At 54.7% G+C, this 22,916-nt stretch carries 16 protein-coding genes; 2 read left to right on the plus strand and 14 right to left on the minus strand.

The window, feature by feature from the left end:
• The first annotated feature begins 62 nt into the window (after window positions 1-62).
• On the plus strand, window positions 63-1,046 hold the full coding sequence (locus tag OKX01_RS09700) for a hypothetical protein (RefSeq protein ID WP_264671689.1): 984 nt from the start codon (window positions 63-65) through the stop codon (window positions 1,044-1,046).
• A 177-nt stretch (window positions 1,047-1,223) separates the two neighbouring features.
• On the opposite strand, the gene OKX01_RS09705 is transcribed toward OKX01_RS09700, so the two are convergent.
• The 12 genes from OKX01_RS09705 to OKX01_RS09760 form a co-directional block, all read right to left on the minus strand.
• Entirely contained in the window at window positions 1,224-3,077 is a 1,854-nt protein-coding gene (locus OKX01_RS09705) for a DEAD/DEAH box helicase (protein WP_264671690.1), read from the minus strand.
• Window positions 3,078-3,287: 210 nt separating this feature from the next.
• Window positions 3,288-3,725: a single-stranded DNA-binding protein gene (locus OKX01_RS09710; protein WP_264671691.1), complete on the minus strand. Its 438-nt coding sequence runs from the start codon at window positions 3,723-3,725 to the stop codon at window positions 3,288-3,290.
• Window positions 3,726-3,791: 66 nt separating this feature from the next.
• Window positions 3,792-4,229, minus strand: a complete 438-nt coding sequence (locus OKX01_RS09715) for a hypothetical protein (RefSeq protein WP_022983155.1) — start codon at window positions 4,227-4,229, stop codon at window positions 3,792-3,794.
• 88 nt (window positions 4,230-4,317) lie between these two features.
• On the minus strand, window positions 4,318-5,436 hold the full coding sequence (locus OKX01_RS09720; RefSeq protein WP_125276781.1) for a PFL_4669 family integrating conjugative element protein: 1,119 nt from the start codon (window positions 5,434-5,436) through the stop codon (window positions 4,318-4,320).
• Between the two features lie 47 nt (window positions 5,437-5,483).
• Entirely contained in the window at window positions 5,484-5,873 is a 390-nt protein-coding gene (locus OKX01_RS09725; protein WP_264671692.1) for a hypothetical protein, read from the minus strand.
• Window positions 5,874-6,129: 256 nt separating this feature from the next.
• Window positions 6,130-7,764, minus strand: coding sequence for a hypothetical protein (locus OKX01_RS09730; RefSeq protein WP_264671693.1), 1,635 nt, complete (start codon window positions 7,762-7,764; stop codon window positions 6,130-6,132).
• A gap of 7 nt (window positions 7,765-7,771) precedes the next feature.
• The gene (locus OKX01_RS09735; protein ID WP_264671694.1) at window positions 7,772-8,368 is read right to left on the minus strand and encodes a hypothetical protein; all 597 of its coding nucleotides are present in this window, start codon (window positions 8,366-8,368) and stop codon (window positions 7,772-7,774) included.
• Window positions 8,369-8,374: 6 nt separating this feature from the next.
• Window positions 8,375-8,980, minus strand: a complete 606-nt coding sequence (locus OKX01_RS09740) for an STY4526/YPO1902 family pathogenicity island replication protein (RefSeq protein ID WP_123049402.1) — start codon at window positions 8,978-8,980, stop codon at window positions 8,375-8,377.
• Window positions 8,977-10,710, minus strand: coding sequence for a ParB family protein (locus OKX01_RS09745; RefSeq protein ID WP_264671695.1), 1,734 nt, complete (start codon window positions 10,708-10,710; stop codon window positions 8,977-8,979). The genes OKX01_RS09740 and OKX01_RS09745 overlap by 4 nt, the downstream gene beginning before the upstream one ends.
• 8 nt (window positions 10,711-10,718) lie before the next feature.
• Window positions 10,719-11,663, minus strand: coding sequence for a ParA family protein (locus OKX01_RS09750; protein WP_125276775.1), 945 nt, complete (start codon window positions 11,661-11,663; stop codon window positions 10,719-10,721).
• Window positions 11,664-12,148: 485 nt separating this feature from the next.
• The gene (locus tag OKX01_RS09755; RefSeq protein WP_264671696.1) at window positions 12,149-13,111 is read right to left on the minus strand and encodes an OmpA family protein; all 963 of its coding nucleotides are present in this window, start codon (window positions 13,109-13,111) and stop codon (window positions 12,149-12,151) included.
• A gap of 93 nt (window positions 13,112-13,204) precedes the next feature.
• Window positions 13,205-13,693, minus strand: coding sequence for a hypothetical protein (locus OKX01_RS09760; protein ID WP_264671697.1), 489 nt, complete (start codon window positions 13,691-13,693; stop codon window positions 13,205-13,207).
• 1,009 nt (window positions 13,694-14,702) lie between these two features.
• On the opposite strand from OKX01_RS09760, the gene OKX01_RS09765 reads away from it, so the two are divergent.
• The gene (locus tag OKX01_RS09765) at window positions 14,703-18,269 is read left to right on the plus strand and encodes an AAA family ATPase (RefSeq protein WP_264671698.1); all 3,567 of its coding nucleotides are present in this window, start codon (window positions 14,703-14,705) and stop codon (window positions 18,267-18,269) included.
• Here the strand turns inward: OKX01_RS09765 and OKX01_RS09770 are convergent.
• Both OKX01_RS09770 and OKX01_RS09775 read right to left on the minus strand, forming a co-directional pair.
• Window positions 18,238-22,230 carry a type VI secretion protein IcmF/TssM N-terminal domain-containing protein gene (locus tag OKX01_RS09770; protein WP_264671699.1) on the minus strand — a complete coding sequence of 1,331 codons (3,993 nt, stop codon included), beginning with the start codon at window positions 22,228-22,230 and terminating at the stop codon, window positions 18,238-18,240. The genes OKX01_RS09765 and OKX01_RS09770 overlap by 32 nt on opposite strands.
• Window position 22,231: 1 nt before the next feature.
• Entirely contained in the window at window positions 22,232-22,912 is a 681-nt protein-coding gene (locus OKX01_RS09775) for a DotU family type IV/VI secretion system protein (RefSeq protein WP_230018060.1), read from the minus strand.
• Window positions 22,913-22,916 lie beyond the last annotated feature (4 nt).

Consider the following 22,916-nt stretch of genomic DNA (forward strand, 5'->3'; position numbering starts at 1 on the left):
TCCCACACCGTCATTTTTAGCTTGCAGATTTCGCGACTTAAATGAAACTAGATTGATTAATCATGGACATTGTTGCAATCTTACGTAAGAAAGTCTCTATACTCGACTTGGGAGAGCACTCTGCCGGGCTTAAGGCGATGCTCTCTCATATCGAGACAGCATTTCGTCATTTAACACGCGGAAAAAAAGATGAAGACCAAACGGCTTTCACCGATGCCATTTACAGAACTAATCAAGCTTTCGAAGGTGCCATAAAAGAAGCTTATCGCGTTCTCACAAATAAAAACCCAGATAATATCAGACCATATGACATTGAATTGCACTTCTCCAAGTCTGGAACATTCAGACAACGCGTTCTAGACCAATTTACCAACTACAGAAAAGAGTGGAGAAATCCGTCAACACACGACTACAAACTTGATTTTAATGAAAGCGAAGCATTCCTCGCAATAGTTTCAGTTACTGCGTTCTCCTGTTTGCTTTTGGATGAAATTGCACAAAAAATCGCATACGACAAAGAAGTGATTTCAGCCCAGAGGATTGCAGAGCAATTTAGGAGTGAAATTAATGTTGTTAACGGCGATCTTCTAACAAAGACTAAAGAAGCTCTAAAGGTCTATTTTGTGCAACACACCACTAGGCAAGTCGGGAAAGGCACTGCTGCTCAATGGCTTGGGTCTGTTAGTGGTTTCTTGGCTGCGACCATGCCGGAAGCACAAATTAGGACTGATGCGCCATTAGATGTGGAGAAGCTCCACAAAACTGCTGACTTATTGATTGAGTGCGGTAATGAAAAAGTCATTGTTGAAATAAAGAACAGGCTAAACATCCTGACTTACCAAAATATCATTGACCAAATAGAGCACTTAATAATTTCATCTGCAATTGATGGTGGAGTAATTTTTTTCTTGCCAACAATGATTAATGAAATGAAGATTCACGAAACTGAGCGTGTGCTACCTGATGGAAAGAGAGTACTGCACATAATTAGCCCCATACCAATTAAAAATGGCCGGTCTCTTTTATCTCCAGACGTAACAAGATAAAGCCATGAAGCCCTCCTTGGCATTAGGGCCAACGTCCGCATTAGTTGGCGGCCACCGGCTAATCTCGGCCAAAAATCAGCCGTTCTGAGAGATATGAGATTTGATCAGACACTGTTTTTCAGATCAGGGCTGAGTTAATACCTTTATAGAAAGTCAAATCCACCAAGACAGTTTAATTTAAGCGTGTTCCAGCGAGGCTGACTCACCATGCACCCACTGCTGCAAGGCAGCACTCATAATCGCCGCTGCGTCATTGGCCTGCGTCATCGTGACAGCTTCAACTACGTCGTTCTCTGTCTCACGTTTGCCCTCCAGGATCTTCCACACGGCTTCATCAATCGTGTCAGGTATAAGCGGGACGATAACGATCACATCACGCTGCTGGCCCAGTCTGTACGCCCTATCCTCAGCTTGGCGCATAAGTGCGGGGGTCCAAGGCATTGATGCAAAGGCCACGTAGTTAGCAGCGGTCAGAGTAATCCCAACACCCGCTGCCATCGTAGTGCCGATAAACACCCGGACCTCGGGATCATCCTGGAACGTGTCGATGGCCTTTTGCCGCTTGATTGCAGAGTCAGCCCCAACCAGACGCACGGCCTTAATGCCGGCCGCCGTAAAGGCATCATGCATGGCATTGACCGTGCTCATGTACTCGCAAAAGATAATGATCTTGTCTTCAGCCTGCAGACCTTCCACTGTTTCGATCAAGAAGGGCGTCTTGAGCGTTTCCAGGCATTGGCGTAGCTTGGTGATCTTTGGCATGGCCATTAGGCTCATGTCATCGTAAATCTCTTTGTAAGCCGCCAAGCCTTCGCTGGGCGAGATGTAACGGACTGAATGGGTCTTGGCGCCTAGGTCAAGCACGTCCTTTCGCCTGCGTAGCATCCAACCGCCCAATGCACGGGCTAATGCGGCTCGACGTTCTCGCGAACCCGTAAAGGTCTTGCGGAACTCCTTCAGTTCCATACGGCCAAGTGGGTGGCCGGTAAGTCGCAAGAGCGTGTGCAACTCAATTTCTCGATTTAGAAGCGGCGTGCCAGTTATAACGTATCGCTTCGGAATGCGCGTAGCCATAACAAAGGCATTGCGCGTACGTCCGGATTTATGCTCCTTAAGGTAATGCGCTTCATCAATAGCCATCGCCCCAAACTCAAGCCCAACCTCTCGCACCAGGCCGCCTAACCGCTCATAGTTTGCAATGACCCACTGACAACCGTACAAGGTCGAGATCCGATCATCCCCAGCAAAGCCGACGATAGCATCGGGGTACACGGCGTGGATTTCGCGTTCCCAGTTGATACGCAAAGAGGCGGGACAGACAATAAGCACTCTACCCTGCCCTGCAGCTAGACGAGCACCCACAACAGTCTGGCGGGTCTTGCCTAGGCCCATATCATCGCCCAAGCACGCACCAGTTTGACCGGCTAGGTGACGGACACCATCGACTTGATAGTCCCGTAATCCTGCGCCCACAGCGATCGCAGCCAGCACTGCTTCATCGATGTCGACTGCGTTGCTCTGCTCCAGGTCGGCAGACAAAAAACCCGCTCCATCCACATCTTGGGCGGGGCCGCTTTCCCCTTGCTCTGGGGTCGCGGCAGGCACCTGGATAGGCGATTCGTCCGCGCTTGCGGATACCAACTCTTCGAGTACGACAGGCTGCTCATGTACGAATGAGAAATCAGGCGCAACGCCTGCCAGGTCACGAAGCACGTGCTGGATGTGTGCCACACCACCGCGTACTTGCCAGGCACCGGCAGGCTTATGAAATCGTCCCTGTAGCGCCCGCATTGCACGTACGCAAAACCCATCATAGGAAAAGCTAACTGCATGTTGTCCATGGTTGAGCTCGCCCCTGGCCAGTTCAAAAATTTGAACATCGAGTAGTTGGGTAAAGTAATCAGGCGCTGGTGCGCTTATAGCCGCTTTTAAAAGTGCAGACGTTCCCTCAAAGTCAACGTGCTCACGCTGATAGAGCACCTGCAACCACGCCAGGGCATGGTCTGCACTGCCCTGCTCCAGTACCCACATCCGTCGTCCAGGACACCACCATGCCCCAGCTTTAGATAACCGGGCAGCCATTCCTGAAATATTGAATAACTGTAGCCCAAGCCTACGACCATCAAAGACAGCTTGAATCAGTAACTCAGGAGGCTTAAGCGAGATTGGGGCAATATTCAACGGCAGCACCTCACTTTCATAAACCCTCCATATCCATGAACATTGCCCCTATCTTGTTGATCAAGCTGGCACATCCTCATCCGACGGCTCATCTTGATCACGAGCTGCCGCAGGCCGGTTTGCTTGTTTGTAGGTGATCGACTCAATGCGAGTGAGCTGCAGGGCTACATCCTCAGCGACGATCTTGATCACTTGTACCTCAGCATTCGTGGTCTCATCTTTGGCAAAGAAGTCGCGCTCCTCGCCAATAACCAGCACGCGTGCACCCTTGCGCAAGAACTGTGCGCACGCCTCGGCCTTGCTGCCGTAGATCTCGACTTCGCGCCAGAACCCCCCGATCTGCCCCACTTCGCCGGTAGCCTGATCCACCCCATAACGCCCAAAATACACACGCATACTGCACACACTAAACTCTTCCCCTGAATTGTTCTTACGAGGGATACGTTTCAAGGTGGGTGAGTCGCCCAGGTTGCCCTTACCAATAAACAAGTTCTGCATATCAACTCCTTTCGGTGAAAAACAAACGACTTGACCATATGGTCGGATTGCCCTGCATTAACTGGATCACGTCCCACTTCGGCTCGGAATTGGCCTGGCAAAAGTGGGCACGTTGCGTTGCTGGCTCAGTAACTTCAGTTCACGTACGAGTCCGCGCAATTTGAGGTGTTGCGAATTGAATTCTTGTGCCTGGGCATTAGCGTGTTCGTACCACTGCCGCAGCACGGTCGGTAAGACCGAATATCTTGCGTGCGCCTCTTCCCATGACAGATGCTTTCTTGTGCCAATCTCTCGCCAACGCAGAGCCATATAGCCATCCGCTTTACGACGGTGCTCAGCCAGATACATGGAATAGCCAGCCACTTTCTTTGTGGCAGAACAGAGCGCGACCATGTCTGCTTCAACCTGGTCAACTTGCATGAGATGGTGGCGCAGCGACTGGGCGGTGCCCCTACCCGTAAAGGGCTTTGTGTCAATCACGCTCTGACACGTTTCGTTCTCCAAGGTCCTCCTTGCCCACTCAACCACATTGACACGTAGACTTCGAGTTCGCTTCGTCATCCTTTCGCCCTTTCCTCACAAAACCCTTTCTTCACACCAAGCCTGAATCGGCATCCTGAAACTCGCCGGCTTCGCGCTGTGCTTCAGCTTCAGCCAGTTGCACACCGACCGACTGCAACAGGCTCCTTTCCTTCTCAGTCAATGTGTACCGGCGTCGAGAATGGCGTGGTTGCAGCTTGGCGGTAAACACATCGGCAGGCACCATGCCGAATACTTCACGCACGAACTCCACCCGCTGCTTGCCCTCTTCTGAAGCATGTTCCGTAATAAAGTCCAGCCGGGACAGCGCATTGATGTCTGGCTGCATGAGCCAACGTGAGAACCTGGCGACCTCATTGAACACGCGACGAATAAAGCGGGTCATTTCCGTGATTGAGCGGCGCATCTGCTGATCGCTTAAGAGCGTCTTGCGACCCAGGGTCTTTTGCAAGCGGATGAAGTAGTCGTAATCAACAATCAAGCGGCTTATGCTGTATCCGTAGGGGGATCGGAACCCCAGTTGCAAAGACTGCGGTTGGGCAGACTTCAGCACGGAATAACTCAACCCTCGTTGCTGCTGGCTAGACAGCAAAGTCTCAGCAGCCTTGATCTCCTCTTGCAGCCGCTCATTCACTTCTTCCATGGATTGCTCATGACGCAGCAAAGACCAATCGGCATAGGGATTGTCATTGCCCGTCAACAGCCATAAGCTGCGCAACGAACTGGCGACACGGCGACCACCCACAATAGGCGCCACATCCGATCCAGGCTCACGAGCACGCCCCATAAACAGCCTGAACGCTTCTTTGGTATGCAAGGTCATCAGATCGTCTTCTGAATCGACCAGAGAGCCCAAATCATCCATGGCAAAGAACTCGGCTGGTTTGACGTCAGGATCAGACCCCTTGCGTGTGTGGAACTTGGCCTGCATACGAGCCAATTGATCTTTGCGATCTTCCAGTTCGATATACCGCTCATAAAGAGGATCATCCTCACGCATCGGCCCTGCCATATACGCGGCCAGCAAGGCTTCTTCGCCGGTGATCGAATACCCATCGGTGAAGGGGGAGTTCTCCTCCGTAGAGAACCCAATAAGAGACTTGGGTGCGGGGACGGCAGCGGGCTTGTCGCTGGATTTGAGTTGTGGCTGCTTATCAGTCGAAGTAGGCATAGGTAGTCACTGAGAAGAGAAAAATGAATGGGGGGTGATGGACATCATCAGACCGTCGACCCCTTGAAATCTGCCAGCGGTGTTGCATTGACAGCATCCAGAAACGGGAACGTATTGGCACGGAACCCAGGCAACATGTCGCTCAAAGGATCTTGGTTGAGGAATTCCAACAAGGCGTCACTGTTGACTGTGACCAAGGTGCGGTAATTGGGTTGAGGCATGACATTGATTAGCCCCATAGACTCCAATCGTTCAAAGGCCCGTTGAACTTGACGACGGTTGATCCGACCTCGCAATGAGTCCAAAGCCATCTTGGTAGCGGACGTCCGAACTCGACGCACGTCTCCGTGGTCTTGTAGCAGTACATGCAGAACCAGCGCATCGCTGTATTTCTGCAGCCTATGCAAAAGGTGGATAAATAATTGTTCGTTAGTCATAAATACGATCTCCTAAGTCTGTTCTCTTGAGTGGCCCAAATCGGGCTACCACCCAACCGTTGGGTGGTGACCCAAAACGGGCTACTTCCCAACCGTTGGGTGGTGACCCAAAACGGGCTACTTCCCAACCGTTGGGGATTGACGCAAAACGGGCTACCTCCCACCCGGTGGGTGGTGACCCAAAACGGGCTACTTCCCAACCGTTGGGGATTGACGCAAAACGCGTTACCGAAGGAAGCGCGGGCCAGCCAAGCTGTCATGGCAGCTTCCTTATGGTCTGCACTTGCTGACGCAACTGAGCAAGGGCCTCCTCTTTCGTCATTGGAGGCAGATTTGTCGTCAGGTTTGCATTGAGAGCCTTGATGTGCTCTTGGACGGCGTCTTGAGCATGTCGATTTTGTTCACGATGGCTTGCAATGCTTTGCGCATATGCCAGTTGCACACGACCGGATTCCAAACCGACTCGTAGCGAATGCAAATAACCAGGAGGATTTGCGATGTGCTTGCCTGGATTGCGCAACTGGCCTTCCAACTCATCAAGCAAACTCTGACGATGCTCTGGCTTGGCAATGGACAACACCTTGCGCACAGCCTCATGCCATTGCTTGCCAAGCACGCTGGGTAAGCTGATATCAACCTCGTCGTTTTGAAAATTCAAATCATCACGACGACACCCCGCCATCTCGACCCCTGCATCGGACTTATCCCCTGCAGACACTGGGACGATGGCAGGTCTTGTAGTTGTTTGAAGAAGTATTGTTGTATTGTTGTTTCGCGGTTTGGGCAGCTTAGTTTCGCGGTTTGGGCAAGTTAGTTTTGCGGTTTGGGCATCAAGTTTCGCGTTTTGGGCAACCGGGCGAGTTGTGAGGCTGCCTGTTTTTGTGAGTTGTCCACAAGCTGCCCCAGGACTCACTGAGGTCTGAGCAAAGAGGCGTCCAGGATTCATGCTGGCAGGGTCACGCAGCGCGTGCTGGACAGTCGCTTTCGCTCGAGCTGCGCCAGCACTTTCCAAATCGAATAGCGGCCTTTGTGACTGCGTGCCTGGTCCAAACAATTTGCTTGATCGTGATGGCGCAGACTTCGGCTTACTCTCCGCTACAGGTTTGAATATCGGTGTCAGCTTCGGTGCTTCAGCAACAGGCGGAAGATTTGATGAATCAGCGTTAAGTGGGAACTGTTCCTGCCCGTGCAACAAAGGACATAAGGCCAACAAATTAATCCGTATGCGATTACCTGACTCCTGGACTAGGCCCATTTGTTTCAGGCGATCTCGGGCATTGCGTTGTGTTTTGCTGGTTAAGCATAGGGCGTTGCGAATCGCCTGTTGAGACAGCGTAAACTCACCCTGGATGCTTCGGCTGTATTTGAGAACATGCCGTTGCTGAATCAGCAGATACGAGAGGTACAAGCCAGAGGCCACATTGCCCGCAATATCTGCCAAAGGTCGATAAAAGCTCACATATCGTTTAAGCAATGGCGCAAGCTGTGCCCAGTTTGCTTTCTGATCAACGACCGAGATCCCCAGGCAAGAAGCGAGACGATCCAGGTTGATACGGTAATGGAGCTTGGCCGGTTTACCAGCCAGCTTTTCCTGGATTAACGAATGTTGGACAAGTAAGAGTCGGGCACTCTCTTGCTCTCGCGTACTCAATCCTGTTGCCTGCGTACATTGTTTTGCCGTCAGAAAGAACCAGCCGTCACGATTTTTATAGTGGACGGCAGTATGTCTGGCCCAATAAAGCGCGTGCCCCAAAAACAAAGCGGCTTTGAAATTGCCCAGTGTTTCAGCCAGGTTCGGGTAATACTGCACAAACCCCTGGCTGGTAAGCAACTGCATAGCCTCATCGATTAGAGACGCCGTCGTTATATCGGTATTTAATGCGGCACCCATAGCCATCTCATCCGTATCGCTTGGACAGAACGGGTTGTGATGACGATAAGCCTTGTTGTTGATGAACCTCTTTGAGCGAGTTGGCCAATGAAGCGGATGCTTGGAGAATGGCATCTGCCACAACATTCAGATGCAGACGATATTCCGGTACACGTCCAGGCCCCGATTGCTCACTCAACATGCCCAATGCGATCAAGTCACGTCGGCATGTCCGCTGTTGAGAGGCGGTAATCCCTGTGACCTGGTGACATTGCGTGGCCGACAAGCGGAACACATAATCATCATCCTGAAAGTCCTCGGGCTTGGCTTGGGCAACACGTTCCAGCACAGAAGAAAGCCATAAACCAGTGATGACATTGCCCGTAATGTCGACATAGAGACGATGAAAACTGATTGGCGTTTGCCCCATCAAATTCAACAGCGCCGCCTGCGCCAAAAAATCCTCCCTTTGGGCGTCTTTATTGTTCTGGGAACCGTCAATTTGCGAGGACGGTAAGGCCCACTCGCGCTGTGCCTGGCCACCACCCTCACGCTCTGCCAGTGGCAGGGGCGCGGGATGCAGCGCAGGTGTGGAAATGGTTGGCGTAGTGATAATTTCGTCCATGTGGCGTTATCCTTGCAGTGGTGGCGTCGTCGGTTTGATTTCCAAACCAAGCTCATCATCTTCCGCAAACTCGACAATGGTTTGCTGGAGAACACTGATTCGCAGCTCAGGAAACTGTTGGTGTAAGGCATAGATTCGATCCCGGCAGGGTTGCTCAGACATTGATTGCTGAATATCGAACCAGGCTCGATGGATGGCATCACGCACGGTGACTGGAGGCAGGGCCGTACGGCCACCAGGCTCCCCGCCGGGTCTGAGTTGTGCGCGCAAGTCCCGATACTCTTCGTGCGACAGCTTGAAATACGCACACACCATGCGACGCGAAGCGCCATGAATCACGAAGTATTCGCGTAACTTGGCGTGCTCACGACGCATATCAAGCAGGTGCAGCCCCTTGCTGATGACCTGCTCAGACAGTGAAAACCACATTTCCTGTGGTGAGTTGGCCAGATTCGTAATGTCCCGAGTGGTTCGGTAACGCAAATCATCAAGAAACTCGGGTGAATAGCCCGCCCGCAGTAGAGAGTCCATGTGCCCACCATCGATTTGCTCAATAATGTGGGCCAGCAACATACGCCGTAACACAGGGCATTGAATGGGAATCTTATTCATGAAATTTCCTCCGTCACATCCGGCATGAACAAGGGCATAAACCCGTCCAGTTGGCGCTCTGGGTAACGAGTCCGAACCCGTTCCATATCTGTGAGCAGACGTGTGACCAACGGCCCCAATTGCTCATGCTGTAATACCAGGCTCACGCTTTGGAGCGAGAGGCTGTCAAATGCCTCGCCCAGTAACTCCTGCGCTCCTGCCTGAAACTGCTCTTCACCCTGCTCCCAGAGCTGTCTCCAGGTAATGGTGAAACCATCAGCTTCATGCGGAATGAGTTGTGTAAATCGACGATCAAGCTGACCGGTGAGACTGACCAGGATTTTCCAGAGAGCTCTGCGGTAAATGACCAACTCTGGTTCCAGCTCAACCCCATCGACATACCCAATACCTTGTTCAGGGAAGTCCAGATAAAAGCCAAAGAGATGATGTGGCTGATTACTTTTAAAAAGCACATCCGACATATCGATCAGGTTTTGAAACTCGCCTAAGACTGTAAATATCGGCTGCGGATCGAACCGTTCCCCCTCCCCGCTCAAAACCACGTTCTGCGAGACCGATGGCGAAGCAGGCAAAAAGGCACCGCCAGCACTGTCTGGCTTACTCTTGGGCGCGGGCACACTGGCCAACATTCGGCCTAGTGGGGGCTGAGTCGGTGCTTGAGTGATTAACGGCTTGGGATCCACTGGCACCGTAGGAGTGGCTTCGATCAGCCTCAGGGTCTCAACCTCCAGGCGCGGGTTCGCCTCCAGAGCCTGGGCCATGGCCAGTAATTTCTCAGGGGCTACACCCAAGGCTTCAGCAATGGCTGCGTTGACCTCATCAAGCAACCGCGAGACCTCTAAAACCTGCTGAGCACTCTGATCTGCAGTGACAGATTGTTGGCTCATCACAGCGGCGTACTTGTGCAGGATGGTCTGTAGCGCAGTTTCAGCGACTGCTTGTTGGCCAAATTTGTCAGCCAGTTTCAGCCACTGCGAGATCTGCGGCTTAATGGTTTGATTCACATCGCGTGCTTGCAGCCAACGCCCGATCGGGGTCAGATACTCAACCGCAAAATGGAAGTTTTGCAACATGCTCATGCCGAAATTCAAGCCACTGGCCTGACGCAACTCCCGATTCAACTCCGTGGTTGACAGTGCTTTGCCCGATTCCTTCTCGAAATGCTCCTTAAACGACTGCACTCCCTGGGCTTTCTCCCAGAACGAGATCTCGCCACGCTGCTCGTTTTCAGCCAGGTGGGCCGCAATAGTCGGCGCATCCCCTTTCCAGACCTTGACGATGACCGTCAGGCGTGCAAAGCGTTGATCGCCCTCTTCGTACAGCTCTTTCGCAATACGCAGCCGCGTGTTCCCGCCACCGTAGACCATATAACGCAGTTGACCAGGACGCCTGGTAACGCTGATATGGTTCAGGATGCCGTTGGCCCGGATCGACGCCTTGATCTCGTCATAGAGTGGGTTTATTTCGGTACGCGGGTCAAATTCATACCGATCAATGTCGGTAACGGCCAAATTTGAAATACTGCCATCGACCACATCCATGGGCGTCATGGCCCCCATGGCGTTCAGCGGTGGTGGCGTGCCCATGAGGGAACGTTTGGCGATGTCTTCATAGTTCGATTTTTTTGAGGACACAGGGCGGGTCTCTCTTGATGTTGAGCTCAACTCAGCGTTTATGCGCAACTGCGCGGCACGCTGACTGGCGGTCAGCAATTCCGGAGTTTTAGACATGGCACGCTCTACGAGTTAGTCGTGAGCGGGCTGTCTGGCTCGTCTGACGCGGAAATAGGGACATGCAATGCCGCTAGCGCGGGGGCTAACTCATTGCGATGATTCGGAGTGAACTTATTGCTCAGGTTGGGGATCAATTCCCACAGCAAACTGTGCATGTGATCGCCCGCTCTGACCGGATCAATCCAGTGAGCAGGGACTTGAGCGGTAGCGGCTTTTTTGTACGCGACCGCTTGGGGAATCTGGGTGGCCAGCACGGTCACACGCCCGCTCATTTCAATGAACTGATTGCGGATGAGGCTGGACATGGTGCGGCTATCAACGGTGTTTTCAGTGCGATTGATCACACACTGAATGGCGGGCACCTTGTAGCCAAGATTGGAGGCAGATTCGTGGCGGGCTACGAGTTTGATCGTACCGTCAACAAACTCACGGGCCGACAGAACATCGGGGGCTACAGGTGCGAGAAGCACATCCGCTGCATTGACGGCGGCGTCTTGTAAGTGGCCCACTGCCCCTTGGGTATCGATGATGCAAACGTCGTACTGAGCACGGATATCCGGGTTACTCAGGGCCATCCGAATACGCACCAGGCGATCAAGCTGATTAGACAACCAGATTTGAAGGGGGCTGTCGTCACGCTGAGTGTCAGAGCACACAATATGCAAAAAACCGCCCTGCACGTTCAAACTTGAACGGTCGCCCTCGAATTCAGCAGGTGGAAATTCGACGTGACTAATGCAGTCCGTGGTGAGTGCTCCCGACATCACCATTTGCGTTAAGCCATAAGGGGCTTGATGAGCCAGTTTGTAATAGCGAGTCAGAGATGGCTGAATATCCGCATCAATTAAAAGAACGCGATATCCGAAATCAGCAAGCAATCCGCCCAAATTGGCAGTTAATGTGGTTTTGCCAACACCACCTTTAGTGGCGACAGTTGTGAACGTAAGCATTTTAAAAACCTCGTTGAAAAAGCAACGAGTTTTCTGCTTAAATTACTGTATAAAAAATACTTATAAACAGGCCCACTTAACATAAATCGACATTATGCGTTAATTATTAGCGAAATAAACAAGAGGTCTTTTTTGTCCCACACAGCAATCTCGCAGGACGTTCAACCAGCTTATCTTCAAGCAAAAAGGCACTCAATACAGTCGGAATCCCGCCACCTGCACCCACAAGGCCTACACCCAATCCTGGGCGATGCTCGCTTTCAGTTCCCTTATATCGGATTGATTGCCCCTAGGGCTGGGCTCGATGTGTTCTGTTGCATGAGTGTAGCCACCACAAGCACGCCAAGCACAGCCGCTCAAGATCAACCCGCCACAGATACAGAGCGGTGTAGGACGACGGAACGAACGCAAGCCCTATCCCTGATCGCCCGAGCCCGCAGCCAGCACACTGGTTCTGGTCATCGTTGCTGGCGCCTGAGATGGCTTTACTGCACTACCAGCTCAACTCGTCTATTGCGCGCGCGCCCTTTTTCGTCTGCATTGCTTGCTACCGGAGAAAAAGATGCGACACCTTTAGCCAGCAAGTTTTCCGCCTTAACACCATATGAAGTATGTAAAGCCTGAACAACTGCCTGAGCTCTACTCTGCGACAAGGTCAGATTGGCATCAAGCGAACCTTGATTATCCGTATGGCCCACCACATATACTTTTAGGTCTGGATGGCTAGAGAGCAATTTAGCCATTTCTGATAAGGCCGTATCCGATTCTGGTTTTATCTCTGCTTTAGCGCTATCGAAGTAAATTCCTGGAACCGTGACATACCCTTGGCGTTCGAGTGATTGTTGCAACTCGTCCGCTTGTAGCACTTTAATTTGATCCAGTTCCAATTGGGCACCTTCTACGATTTCCTGATAGAGATAGGTCCTGTGATTGGACGTATCATCCACCACATGCAGAAAAACGTGGACCTCTCCTGCCTCATCACTACGACGGGTGAGCAAAACACGCTCACTTGAACTACCAAAGACCGCATCGCCAAATGCAGTAGGTCGAACGCGTCCTTCAAGGGAAATAAAGGGCATCATATCCGGACCACACGTCTTTGGGCCATGGCAGGCAAACAGCGTTTCAAACCCGCCTTGCTGCAGCGCTTTCTCGTAATTTCGCAGAACCTCCAATGCTGAATGCTCACCCGGAATCCGGTAAGCGATGCGAGTGACCTTACCCTCCAATTCAAGCAATTGCCCCGGTGCTTTCTTGTCCTTAATGATTCCCGCAGGCAACACGGCGGCATCGTAGTTTTTTCTCAAATAGTTGCGAATCTCTGCCCCTGGGAATCGACTCAAAAGCGGATGATCGCTAGAACCTTTGACGTCAGCGGCAAAAACAGCTGGCGTATCCACTATCAGCAACACCAGAAACACGAAATATAAAATTGTCTTTAACATATATTTTAATTATAAAAATAAACCGCTATTTATTACTATTTACATTCTGATTTTTTTATTCTTGGTTTTTATTATCATTAATATTTTTTGTTGTTATAGGTTCCGCAATGCACGACGGACTTCTCCACATTTTGCGGGATTGGTGAGTTCAAAATCCGTCACCAAACGCGTCTTTGGATCGTAGGACATCGTTAGCTGACAGGGACGGAGTATGTCTCTGTCCTCATAAATAATACCTGTCGTCATTCCTGGTCGATCCAAGTTATGGTATGCGTAAGTATCTGCCTCCACGGTGACTCGTTGGTAGTAGGAAAGATTCCACTTATAGGCAGGCTCTCCATTCAAAACGGTTTCAACTTCCCCGCTACGACCGAAAGCATCACGATATTTTTCTATGCTCTCCCCCCTTACCATCGGTTTTTCTATGAGCTGAATACCTAACGCGGAGCCTATTTCAGCAGCACAGCCACCAAGACTTATCAGGGTTAAAAACGAAATAATTAATTTTATGATGTGTGTCATTTTATATAAAAAGATACAAATTTTATTAAACGATCCGCTCGGAATAATTCCAAAAGCCACGCGTTTTTAACACACATTCTGCAAGCTCAGGCTTAAAATTTTTCTCTTTTCCAGAGCACGCTCGATAAAAACAATTCAAAGAGAATTCGCACTCTTTTTCACTCATAGCCATGTTGCAAGACTATGACGGAACGCCTGGCTAAGCACTCAACGACTCAGCCCATATCCATTAAGCCTCCACATCGCCATAGTCGTTTTAATACGCAACTGTGTACGGCAAGCCCCTTCTTTTAAACGCAAGGTCAAAAGTATCTGGGTTGTTTGCCTTCTATTGGGAAGCGGACACCCACTGCATACGGCGTGTAGTGATTTGCTCGTAACTAGCAACGAACAATCCCACATGGAGGGAACGGTCTGCGCCCAGTACAGAGAGAAACAATGACTTCCGGTGCCCCAGCCGTTCTGAGTACACGTCAAATCCCGACAAGGAAAGCACCATAAGATTGAGGCGCAGACCCAAGCCGACAAGGGCAACCGCCCTGAGCCTTGCGTGCAAAGCGCAAGACCAGCCATGCGCGACATTTCTGGCGAATCTGAGCACGGCCGGAGCAGCGCCATTCTATCGGGACCTGTACCCTGCTCCCGTCGATCCTGCTACGCAGACCGGCCCGCCAATAGTCGTTTTTTCAGCGCTATGTGATGTCGCGTTTGAGCCGCCGTAATCCTCACAAAGCCACTAACAGCCAATTATCGCCCCCCATGTGATCTGTGTTTTGCCACAGCCGCGTAACAAATCAGAGGCCTAATTAGTTTTGTTACAAGCCGATGCCACCCGCTCAATGCCCTGTGTTCGCGGGTCCAAGCTTGACACGTTCCTCATACCAGGATTGGGGATCAGGTTTCCTTCCCAGTTAAACCAAAAATAAACGCCTGCAAACCAGAATGAAGCCTTTTGTTGCATCACTCGTACATTTACTAACGCAGAGTGCAGTCGGCAGGGATGGAAAACAAGATGGGAATGCAGACGGGGATCTCGAGACAGGGTCCCAACCGAATTGAACTCTATTGTTTGGGAACCTTTCGTTTGTTGATCGACGGGCAGGACCGCAGTCACCTGTTAAGTTATGACAAGGTCAAACTGCTGCTCGCTCTTCTGGTGCTGGCGCAGGGTCAGGCGATAGCACGAGTCAGGCTGGCCGATATGCTCTGGCCCGAGAGCGACCCCGAGCAGGGGCGCGCCCGGGTGCGCCATGCATTGTATGTGTTACGTCAGGCATTGGCCCCCTTGTCCAAGGTGCTGCGTAGCTCCACGGCAAGCCTAACACTGGAGTCCGACACGGTCTGGAGTGACGTTCTGTACATAGGCAGCTCCACGGCGACCGAGCTGGACGAGGCGCGCAACAAACTAAGCCTGTATCAAGGCCATTTCCTGGACGGCCTTAAACTGCCCAGTAGTGACAGTTTGTTGAACTGGCACAACAACTGGAATGCACGCCTAGACATCGAGCTGGCGCAATGCCGACACCATCTGATCAAGGCCTTGATGGCCAGCGAACAGCAGCAAGCAGCCTTGGCTTATGCCAAGACCTGGGTCAATCTTTGGCCCGAGGATGAATCCTGCCATCGCTTACTAATCCGACTTCTGGTGCAGGACAATGATCATGACGCGGCCATGCTGGCCTATCAACAATGCTGCGATGTGCTGCAACAGCGTCTGGGTGTACTACCTGATGCACAGACGCGCGCCTTGTTGTGCACCGGCGCAAACGCGGCACCCGCCTTACACGGACCGTCCGATCCCGACGGCTACCACTTTCGGGCCATGGCCACGGTGGCCATTGCCATAGGCTGGCGCCCCAACCCGGACAGCAGCGACGATCCCATGGAGACAGATTACGAAACCAGGACCTTTCTCCTGCGCGAAACGCATGAGCGTGTGGTGCGCCATGCTCGCGAACACGGGGCTTGGATAGAGCAGGAGCATAACGCCACCTTGCTGGCACATTTCGGCTACCCTGCCATCAATGAGCGTCCTGTGGCCCCTGCTTTGACGCTGGCGCGCACGCTAACCGGTCTCAACCGGCCAGCCCAAGTCAGTCTCGGCCTGGCCGTTCATGCCGATGTACTGCCCATTGATCCGACCACGCCCATCAATGCACACCATTTGCTCTGCCCATCAGTCATTTCCCTGGCCTGGCAAGCGGACAACGGTGCTGTCTTGCTCAGCAGTCAGGCGGCTGCACGCCTGTCGTCCTGGTCTCTGGAGTCCTTGCCATCGGGCAAAGAAGCGTCCTCATACCAGCTACGTCTGAGCGAAACCGCTACCGATACCGGCCGCATTCACGGCCGGCTGCGCGAATTCGACATTCTGCTTCAATATTGGAGCGGTCGTCTTAGCGCGGCGCCACGCATGCTGTTGCTGCATGGCCATACAGGAATGGGCAAAACCAAGCTACTGCGTTCGCTGCAGGACTATGTGCGCAATGTGGAAGGTGCCGTCGTGGCGCTGCAGACCCAGGAAAACGACGTACGCAGCCCTTACGCGCCGGTACTGCGCTGGCTGCAAAAAGAGCTGCGATATGTCACACCGGATACGCCCAACACCCGTAGCAGCGAACAGGAGGCGCAGCTACATCAACGATTAATGGCCCAGTACGACCTGAGCCTTGCGCAGGCCGATACTCTGCATCAGACCCTGATTGAACCGTCAACACTTAGCCAGAGCGCGGTGCGCGAACAAACACAACACGCCTTGCTTGCCCTGCTGCACGCACTTTGTCGGAACCAGACCTTGTTGCTGACCTGGGAGGACCTGCATTGGTGCGATGCCGCCAGCCTACAATTGTTGCAGCGTCTGCTGGCAGGCGAGGAGCGGCTGCGCATTGTGGCTACCTCACGCCAGACCTTGCCTGAGTCCTGGCCTGTCCTGCCCTTGCGTATTGGCGCACTCGCTCACCAGGACTTGAATGAACTGATCAGTCAGCGCAGCCGCTCCATCAAGCTGCCCCGCGACATTCGCACGCACGTCATCGAGCGCAGTGAAGGCAGCCCCATGCTGGCACGCGAACTGCTGCACTTATATCAGCTCGGTCAGGATCTGACCCTGGTGCCACGCTTGCTAGATCAGTGCGCCGCGCATTTGCGCCGCCTGACCCCACTACAACGCGAACTGGCCTACCTGGCTGCCCTGCTGCCCGATATTGACGAGTGCGTCGCCAGCCGCTTGCTGGAGCAACCCCAATCGACCATCCGCGCCACCTTACAGATACTGGAGCAGCATGAATGGTTGATACCCACCAAGCAATCCCACTGGCGCTGCCCCGATATACTGGGCAACTGTCTGCGCCACCTCATTATCCGTCCCGAGCGCGAACGGCTCGGACGACGGCTGGCCGAACATATGGTCGAGCATAATCACGCGCCATCGGCTATTGCCACCCTGCTGGGACAGGTTCGCTACCAAGACACGGTCCAGTGGTGGCAACGCGCCATTGAGCACGCACTCGAACACGGTCAGTTACAGGAAGCCGAGCGCTGCCTGTCGCAGGCCCTACGCAGTCGGCGCTTTATCGCCGATCCCACTGTACATTCACAAACCAGTTTTGCACTGCACCTGACCAAGGCCTCCTTGAGCACCGCCGCCACCGGCCCGGCCTCTCCCCGTTCGGTAGAAGCCTTCGAGCAGGTCAACGAGCTGCGGGACCCCGAACAGCCCCTGACCTTGCTGGCCAGCCTATGGGGCGAATGGTTGACCCGCCACAATCGGGGGCAACTGGACGCCTCCTTGCCGATTGCCGAAAAAGTACTGCGCCTGTCCCAGGATCAACTCAACGAGGCCTGGCAAGGCTGGGCCTGGTACGCATTGGCCCAGCATCGCCTGTGGCGTGGCGATCCGGCACAGGCAGAAGCGTTGCTGGTGCGGGCCCTGCCGTTGATCGGCATGTCGGCCGAACCCCAGGATGCCCAGGCCCTGCCATCCCAGAAGCCCTCGCAGGCGCTGGCCTATACCTCGCTGGGATTGTGTCAGGCCTTGCAAGGCCATTTTTCCACTGGTTTGCAAAATGCCCGCCACGCCATCACCCTGGCCAGCTACCACCACCATCCTTTGGCGGGCGCCATTGCCTCCCGGTTACATCTGATGCGTATTTACTATCTGGCAGGAAATCTGCAGGAAATGGCTCAGGAGAGTTTGGCATTGACTGGAACGCAGTCACCGGCCAAGCCCGATACGGTATGGATTGCACTGGCCCAGATGCACCAATTACTACCCGCTGTGCTACAGACCCGCAACGCGAACCTGATTGAGCCCATGCAGGCCGCGGTCGAACGCATACGCATAGATATGCCTGTTGCTGTGGAAGGACAACTGTGCATGCTGGCTCGCGCCCTGCTCAGCCTGGAGCGTGACGACGCAGCGTTTGCCGTATTGGCCGAAGCCGAGCAGATCAGCGAACAACACGGTTCCGTGCTGATGCTTCCCGAAATACAGTGTCTGCGCGGCGATATCTGGCTACAGCGCCAATGCCCGGACCTGGCCAGCCAACACTGGCAGCAGGCCCGGGAAAGCATGGACCAGCATGGGCTGCTAGCCTACCAGCACTGGCTTAACGATCGCCAGGCACTAATTCCGGGTTGACCCGCAAGGCCTGGGCAATCTGCCCGGCCACGATGCGGGCTTGTTCGCGGCTGTCATAAACCGGGCTTTGCACCCGGTACAAATCTTTGCGTCCCGGACGAGGCAAGAGAATCTGCACAGCTTCAATCCCCAGCACGCCCAATTGCTCCACGGCAGCGCGGGGATCGGCAAACACTCCCACCTGAACACGCCAACCCTGCTGTGCCCGTTCCTGAGCTGGCGTCGCTAATGAGGCAACCACTTGCTTGGGCGCAGGTTTGGCGGCCCGTTTTGAAGCGGGCTGAACAGCATGTTTTTGCGATGTCGGTGCAGACGGGGCCGAATCGGGCGGCAATAGTCCCTCCTCCTGAAACACCGTTGTTGGCGAACGCCAGCACTGGGTCACAATGTGCTCGGGCACCAAATCCTGCGTCCAGCTCGGTTGCGCCATCGGGCTGCCCACACCGGACTGCGCCTCGCGCAGTGTCAGCAATTGCTCGTTGATCTGAGCCTGTCGGGCCTGTATGCGATGCAACTGGTTCACGTTATCCACCAAATTACGTTGCCCCTGCAAACGCCAGTTCAAGACCAGCCACTGCACGCCGGCATCGATCAGACGCTCTTCTTGCTGCGGGAAGTCGCTGGCCTGGAAACGGTGCTCGCCACTGCTGAACTCGTGCAAAAAGTCGATAAAGCCTTCTGCGCCCGGATAGACCCGCTCCAGCACAAAGCCTGGAAACTGAATCTGCAGCACTGCATCACCACACTGCCCTTGTGCCCATGCAAAGGTAGCCCTGGAGGGGAAGTTGAAGTTATCCAGCCGTGTCACACCGCTGGCACATTGCAAACTCAGGCGGGTGCGTTGAGGCAATTGACGCGCCCCGGTGTTGAGCAGCGGCGGCTCGGCATCGATCACAACGGCCGCGGCTAATGACTGGACCGCTTTGGCCTGTTTATCAAGCTCAGCCAGCTCCTGCTGCAAGGTTTCGATCTGGCTACCGCGCACACGCGCCGCCTGTTCATCGTGCAGGCGCGTTTCGGCATGAGCCACCTGCCGCGCCTGAACGGCGTTCGCGTAGGCATAGAACTGCCCACTAAGCGGCATACTCTGCCCCAGCGCGCTGCGCGGTCCGTAGCTTTGCGCATCACGGCTCACAAAGTAGCGCAAATCACCCTGCATGAACTGAGGCACGGTGCCACGATCACCGTACAACAGTTCATAGGCCAGGACGGGACTGCGCACATCCTGTACCACACTCAAGACCGAAGCGGCCCATTGATCCTGCAAACCGCAGGCGGTGCGCCGGGCGGTGTAATCCAGCACCAAGGCCAGCGGACCACGCATCAGAGTCCACACGGCATCCTCACGGGCAGTATCGCGCTGCAATTGGATGCGCAAGGCATCCAGACTGTGTTGGGCATCGTGCAGCAAGGACTCTTGCACTTGCGGGTCCTGTCCAAACCCCCAGGTCTGGCGTGCCAGTTCCTGCGCGCTGCCCGGCCCCTGCAACAAACGCTTGATCGCATCGGCAAGTTGAGTCTGATAGGCACGCAACGGCGCAATGCCCGCCAGACTGGCACTGACGCCCTGCACGCTTTGTGTCAACGACTCTCCTTGCTGCACCGAGCGCAGCCCCACATGCCCCAGTGCATTGACGCGTTGAGCCTGATCCAGCCAGCCTGCCAGGCCCTCCTGGGCGGGGGCCTGACGGGCGGCCAGACGCAGTTGCTGCAACGTCAGCATGCTAGCCACCCAAGCCGGGCGTTCTCCGGCAGGCACCTGCTGAAACAGCCCATCGACCGCTTCAAAAAGACGAGCATAGGGATCAGCCACTGAAAACAGACTGCTGATGGCGCCATCCCAATCCGATTCGGTCTGCAAATAAAAACGGGCATCGTTAAAGCGCACAATGAAGCGATACCAGGCGTCGTAGGACAGTTGCCGGAAGCCCTGTTCCAGTACATCACTTTGCCCCATCCAGAAACTGCGCTCACCTGAGGCTTCGGCCAGCTCCTGGACGAAACCCGAGATCGCTGCCGTACCGGTCTGCGTCAAACCGGCAGCGATCACAGGCGCCCTTGCATCGGGCCGGACACTCCAGAAGTCAGCCAGCGTAATCGGACGAATACTGTTTTGAAAATCTGCCCAGGCCAGCAGCCAGGAGGGTGAGCGAGAACGTAAGCCCAGCTGACGCAGCGCAGCCTGCAACGCATCCAGCTCCCCTTGCAGTTGAACCCGCTCAGGCGACCAGTGCAGATAATCCACATACTGTTGACCAAGCAGCACGCCAGTCTGCAGACCGACTTGCCGGGATGCCGAGTCGCCATACAAGGTCGCCAGCTCCATGCCCGGCAATGGCCGGCCCTGGAGTGGGCCGCCGCGTAACTGGCCGGCCACCAGATTGATGCGACGCACCAAATATTGACTCCAGGCAGCCACCTCTGTCTCACTGCCGCTACGACTGACGCGTGGCAGATCCTGCACAATCAATGGGTCCAGAAACGCCTGCAGGATTTCGCGCCGGAACGCATCCACAAAACGTTGCTGGTAAAACTGCTGTACCTGACGCACATGGCCCTGAAACGGCAACAAGGCCTGGACGCCGTGATTGGCACTGTCCAGCCTGCCAATGGCACTGCGCCAGATATTGAGTGACTGCACATCTTCGTCCAGCGCACCCTTTTGCATGCGTGTTTCGAGCTGCTGCAACGGTTGGGCCGCAAAGGCTTGCAAACTCGAGCGGGCGCGTTCACTGGAATAAAACAAACCGCCTGCCAGCGCACCACACAAGAGCAGCCAGACCAGAACCAGAGAATGACGCAAGACACGGCGCCAGGGCGACCAGCGGTCGAAGACTTGCCAGCCATACCGGCAAGACGGCAGGATGCGATCGAGCACGTCGCGGGCAAAGGCAATGCCTTCACGAGTTTGATGTGGAGTGCGCACCTGCCAGTACAGGCCGCGCAATAAAGGGGTAGCCGAATACGGCGTGGCCTCGAAGGCCGGGGCCAGCAAGTCTTGCAAGACGGCTTGCTGTGCCGCGATACGCTCGGGCAATTCAAACACCGGCGCAGGCTGCACTCCATGCTGACCCAGCACAATCCGCAATTGCGCCATTCGTCGTCCCATGGACTCGAACGCCTGCGCCAGAAACTGCAACGAGCCCTGCTCGGCACCTTGTCCGCCCACCCTATAGCCCAGCGCCTGATCGTAGACCTCGGGCGGCAATTGCTGCAGCCAGGCAGACAGACCGGGGACATTCTCACCACCTTGCAACATCAGCCAGACAGGAATGCGCGCCTGAAAAACACGCGCCAAGGCATCATGGCGAGCTCGCATCTGTTTGCCAGCCGCCTGCAACTGTTCCTGATTGGCCTGTAATAGCCAGGACAAGTCGATATTGAAAACCAAACCGTTAAGCGGCTCGCGTCGGCGTGTCCGCATCAACTGGTGCAACAGACGCGACCATGCCGCTTCTTGGGCCGTCTGCTCATCAGCACCGAGCACCGGCCCGGCCCACACCATGACACTGGCTTTCATGAAGAACCAGCCTACCCCCTGATCCAGTCCTGGCCCGGCCGCTGGCAGCGATTGCACAGCAAGACGGGCATAATCATCCTGCGTCTGGCAAGGACCGACATCCAGGCTCAGCATCCAGGGCAAGGCATACAAGGACGAACGCCGTCCCCCCAGCCGTGCCTGACGCAACACCTGCAGCCCTGCCCCCCACTGGGCATCAAACGCGGCATGCTGGCTGCCCAGCGCACGCGGCATGTCCCGCGCCAGACGCCGGCGCAAACGCCACGCCAGCCAGCGCCGACGCAGCCCTGCAGCCAGCCAGATCAGCAACAGCGCGACCAACACCAGCGTTGGCAAGGCCCACAGCGGCCAGCCCTTGTGCATCACATACAACCAGGCCAGCCCCGTCAGCACGAGCAGCAGCGCCAAGAAGCCCAGCACACGCAAACTTCGTTTCAACATATCAATGGTCCATCAACAAAGCGTTGACCAGCTTGGCCAGTGAATGATCCAGATACAGATACAGCACCAGCACCAGCAGCAAGGGTGCCAGCAGCAGCGTCACCGTGTATCCACTGGGCCGCCCCGTCAATCGCCCGGCTGGCCGCGGCGGCGTGGCCTGTCCGGTACCCGACTGCGGAAACAGCGCCTGTCCCGCCGCAAAACCCGGCATGCCCTGCTCCTGACGTATCTGCTCGAGCAACTGCACTCGCCAGGACTCAAACTCACCGGGCGCGCGCGCCGCATATTCACCCTGGAATCCGGCAACCAGCACCAGGCCGTAAACCTCTCGCACCTGCGTGGCGGTCTCGGGCAGGGCCTGCAGGCGTTGATAAAACTCGCTGCCAGCGCGCGTGGTGGCAAAGTAATGACGCTGCAACGGCGTCAAACGCCAGTGTCCAGCCCCGGGCCAGGGACTGGTCATGGCCGTCTCGTCAATCCAGGCCACAATGGCAAACAGGGCGGCGCCAACCTCGACCTGTTCATAGCCGCGGTCACGGGCGCGTGCGCAGGCCTGATCCAGCGCCTCGATCAACGCCGAACCGCTTTGAGCTGCATCGGCTTCCTGGGAGAAGTGAGTACGCGCCTGACGCATGGCCGTCAAAAAGAAAGAAGCCAGGCTACTGTCCTGTATCACGGGCATTGCG

This window comes from Alcaligenes sp. SMD-FA (genome assembly GCF_025960365.1).
Classification (GTDB): Bacteria; Pseudomonadota; Gammaproteobacteria; order Burkholderiales; family Burkholderiaceae_B; genus Alcaligenes; species Alcaligenes aquatilis.

Bases quoted from the DNA above. Each gene is read 5' to 3' on its own strand.
- OKX01_RS09740 (WP_123049402.1), bottom strand. From the start codon at position 8,980: ATGAATAAGATTCCCATTCAATGCCCTGTGTTACGGCGTATGTTGCTG.
- OKX01_RS09755 (WP_264671696.1), bottom strand. From the start codon at position 13,111: ATGTTAAAGACAATTTTATATTTCGTGTTTCTGGTGTTGCTGATAGTG.
- OKX01_RS09775 (WP_230018060.1), bottom strand. From the start codon at position 22,912: ATGCCCGTGATACAGGACAGTAGCCTGGCTTCTTTCTTTTTGACGGCC.
- OKX01_RS09720 (WP_125276781.1), bottom strand. From the start codon at position 5,436: ATGCCTACTTCGACTGATAAGCAGCCACAACTCAAATCCAGCGACAAG.
- OKX01_RS09750 (WP_125276775.1), bottom strand. From the start codon at position 11,663: ATGCTTACGTTCACAACTGTCGCCACTAAAGGTGGTGTTGGCAAAACC.
- OKX01_RS09745 (WP_264671695.1), bottom strand. From the start codon at position 10,710: ATGTCTAAAACTCCGGAATTGCTGACCGCCAGTCAGCGTGCCGCGCAG.
- OKX01_RS09730 (WP_264671693.1), bottom strand. From the start codon at position 7,764: ATGGGTGCCGCATTAAATACCGATATAACGACGGCGTCTCTAATCGAT.
- OKX01_RS09710 (WP_264671691.1), bottom strand. From the start codon at position 3,725: ATGCAGAACTTGTTTATTGGTAAGGGCAACCTGGGCGACTCACCCACC.
- OKX01_RS09705 (WP_264671690.1), bottom strand. From the start codon at position 3,077: ATGTGGGTACTGGAGCAGGGCAGTGCAGACCATGCCCTGGCGTGGTTG.
- OKX01_RS09725 (WP_264671692.1), bottom strand. From the start codon at position 5,873: ATGACTAACGAACAATTATTTATCCACCTTTTGCATAGGCTGCAGAAA.
- OKX01_RS09700 (WP_264671689.1), top strand. From the start codon at position 63: ATGGACATTGTTGCAATCTTACGTAAGAAAGTCTCTATACTCGACTTG.
- OKX01_RS09735 (WP_264671694.1), bottom strand. From the start codon at position 8,368: ATGGACGAAATTATCACTACGCCAACCATTTCCACACCTGCGCTGCAT.
- OKX01_RS09770 (WP_264671699.1), bottom strand. From the start codon at position 22,230: ATGTTGAAACGAAGTTTGCGTGTGCTGGGCTTCTTGGCGCTGCTGCTC.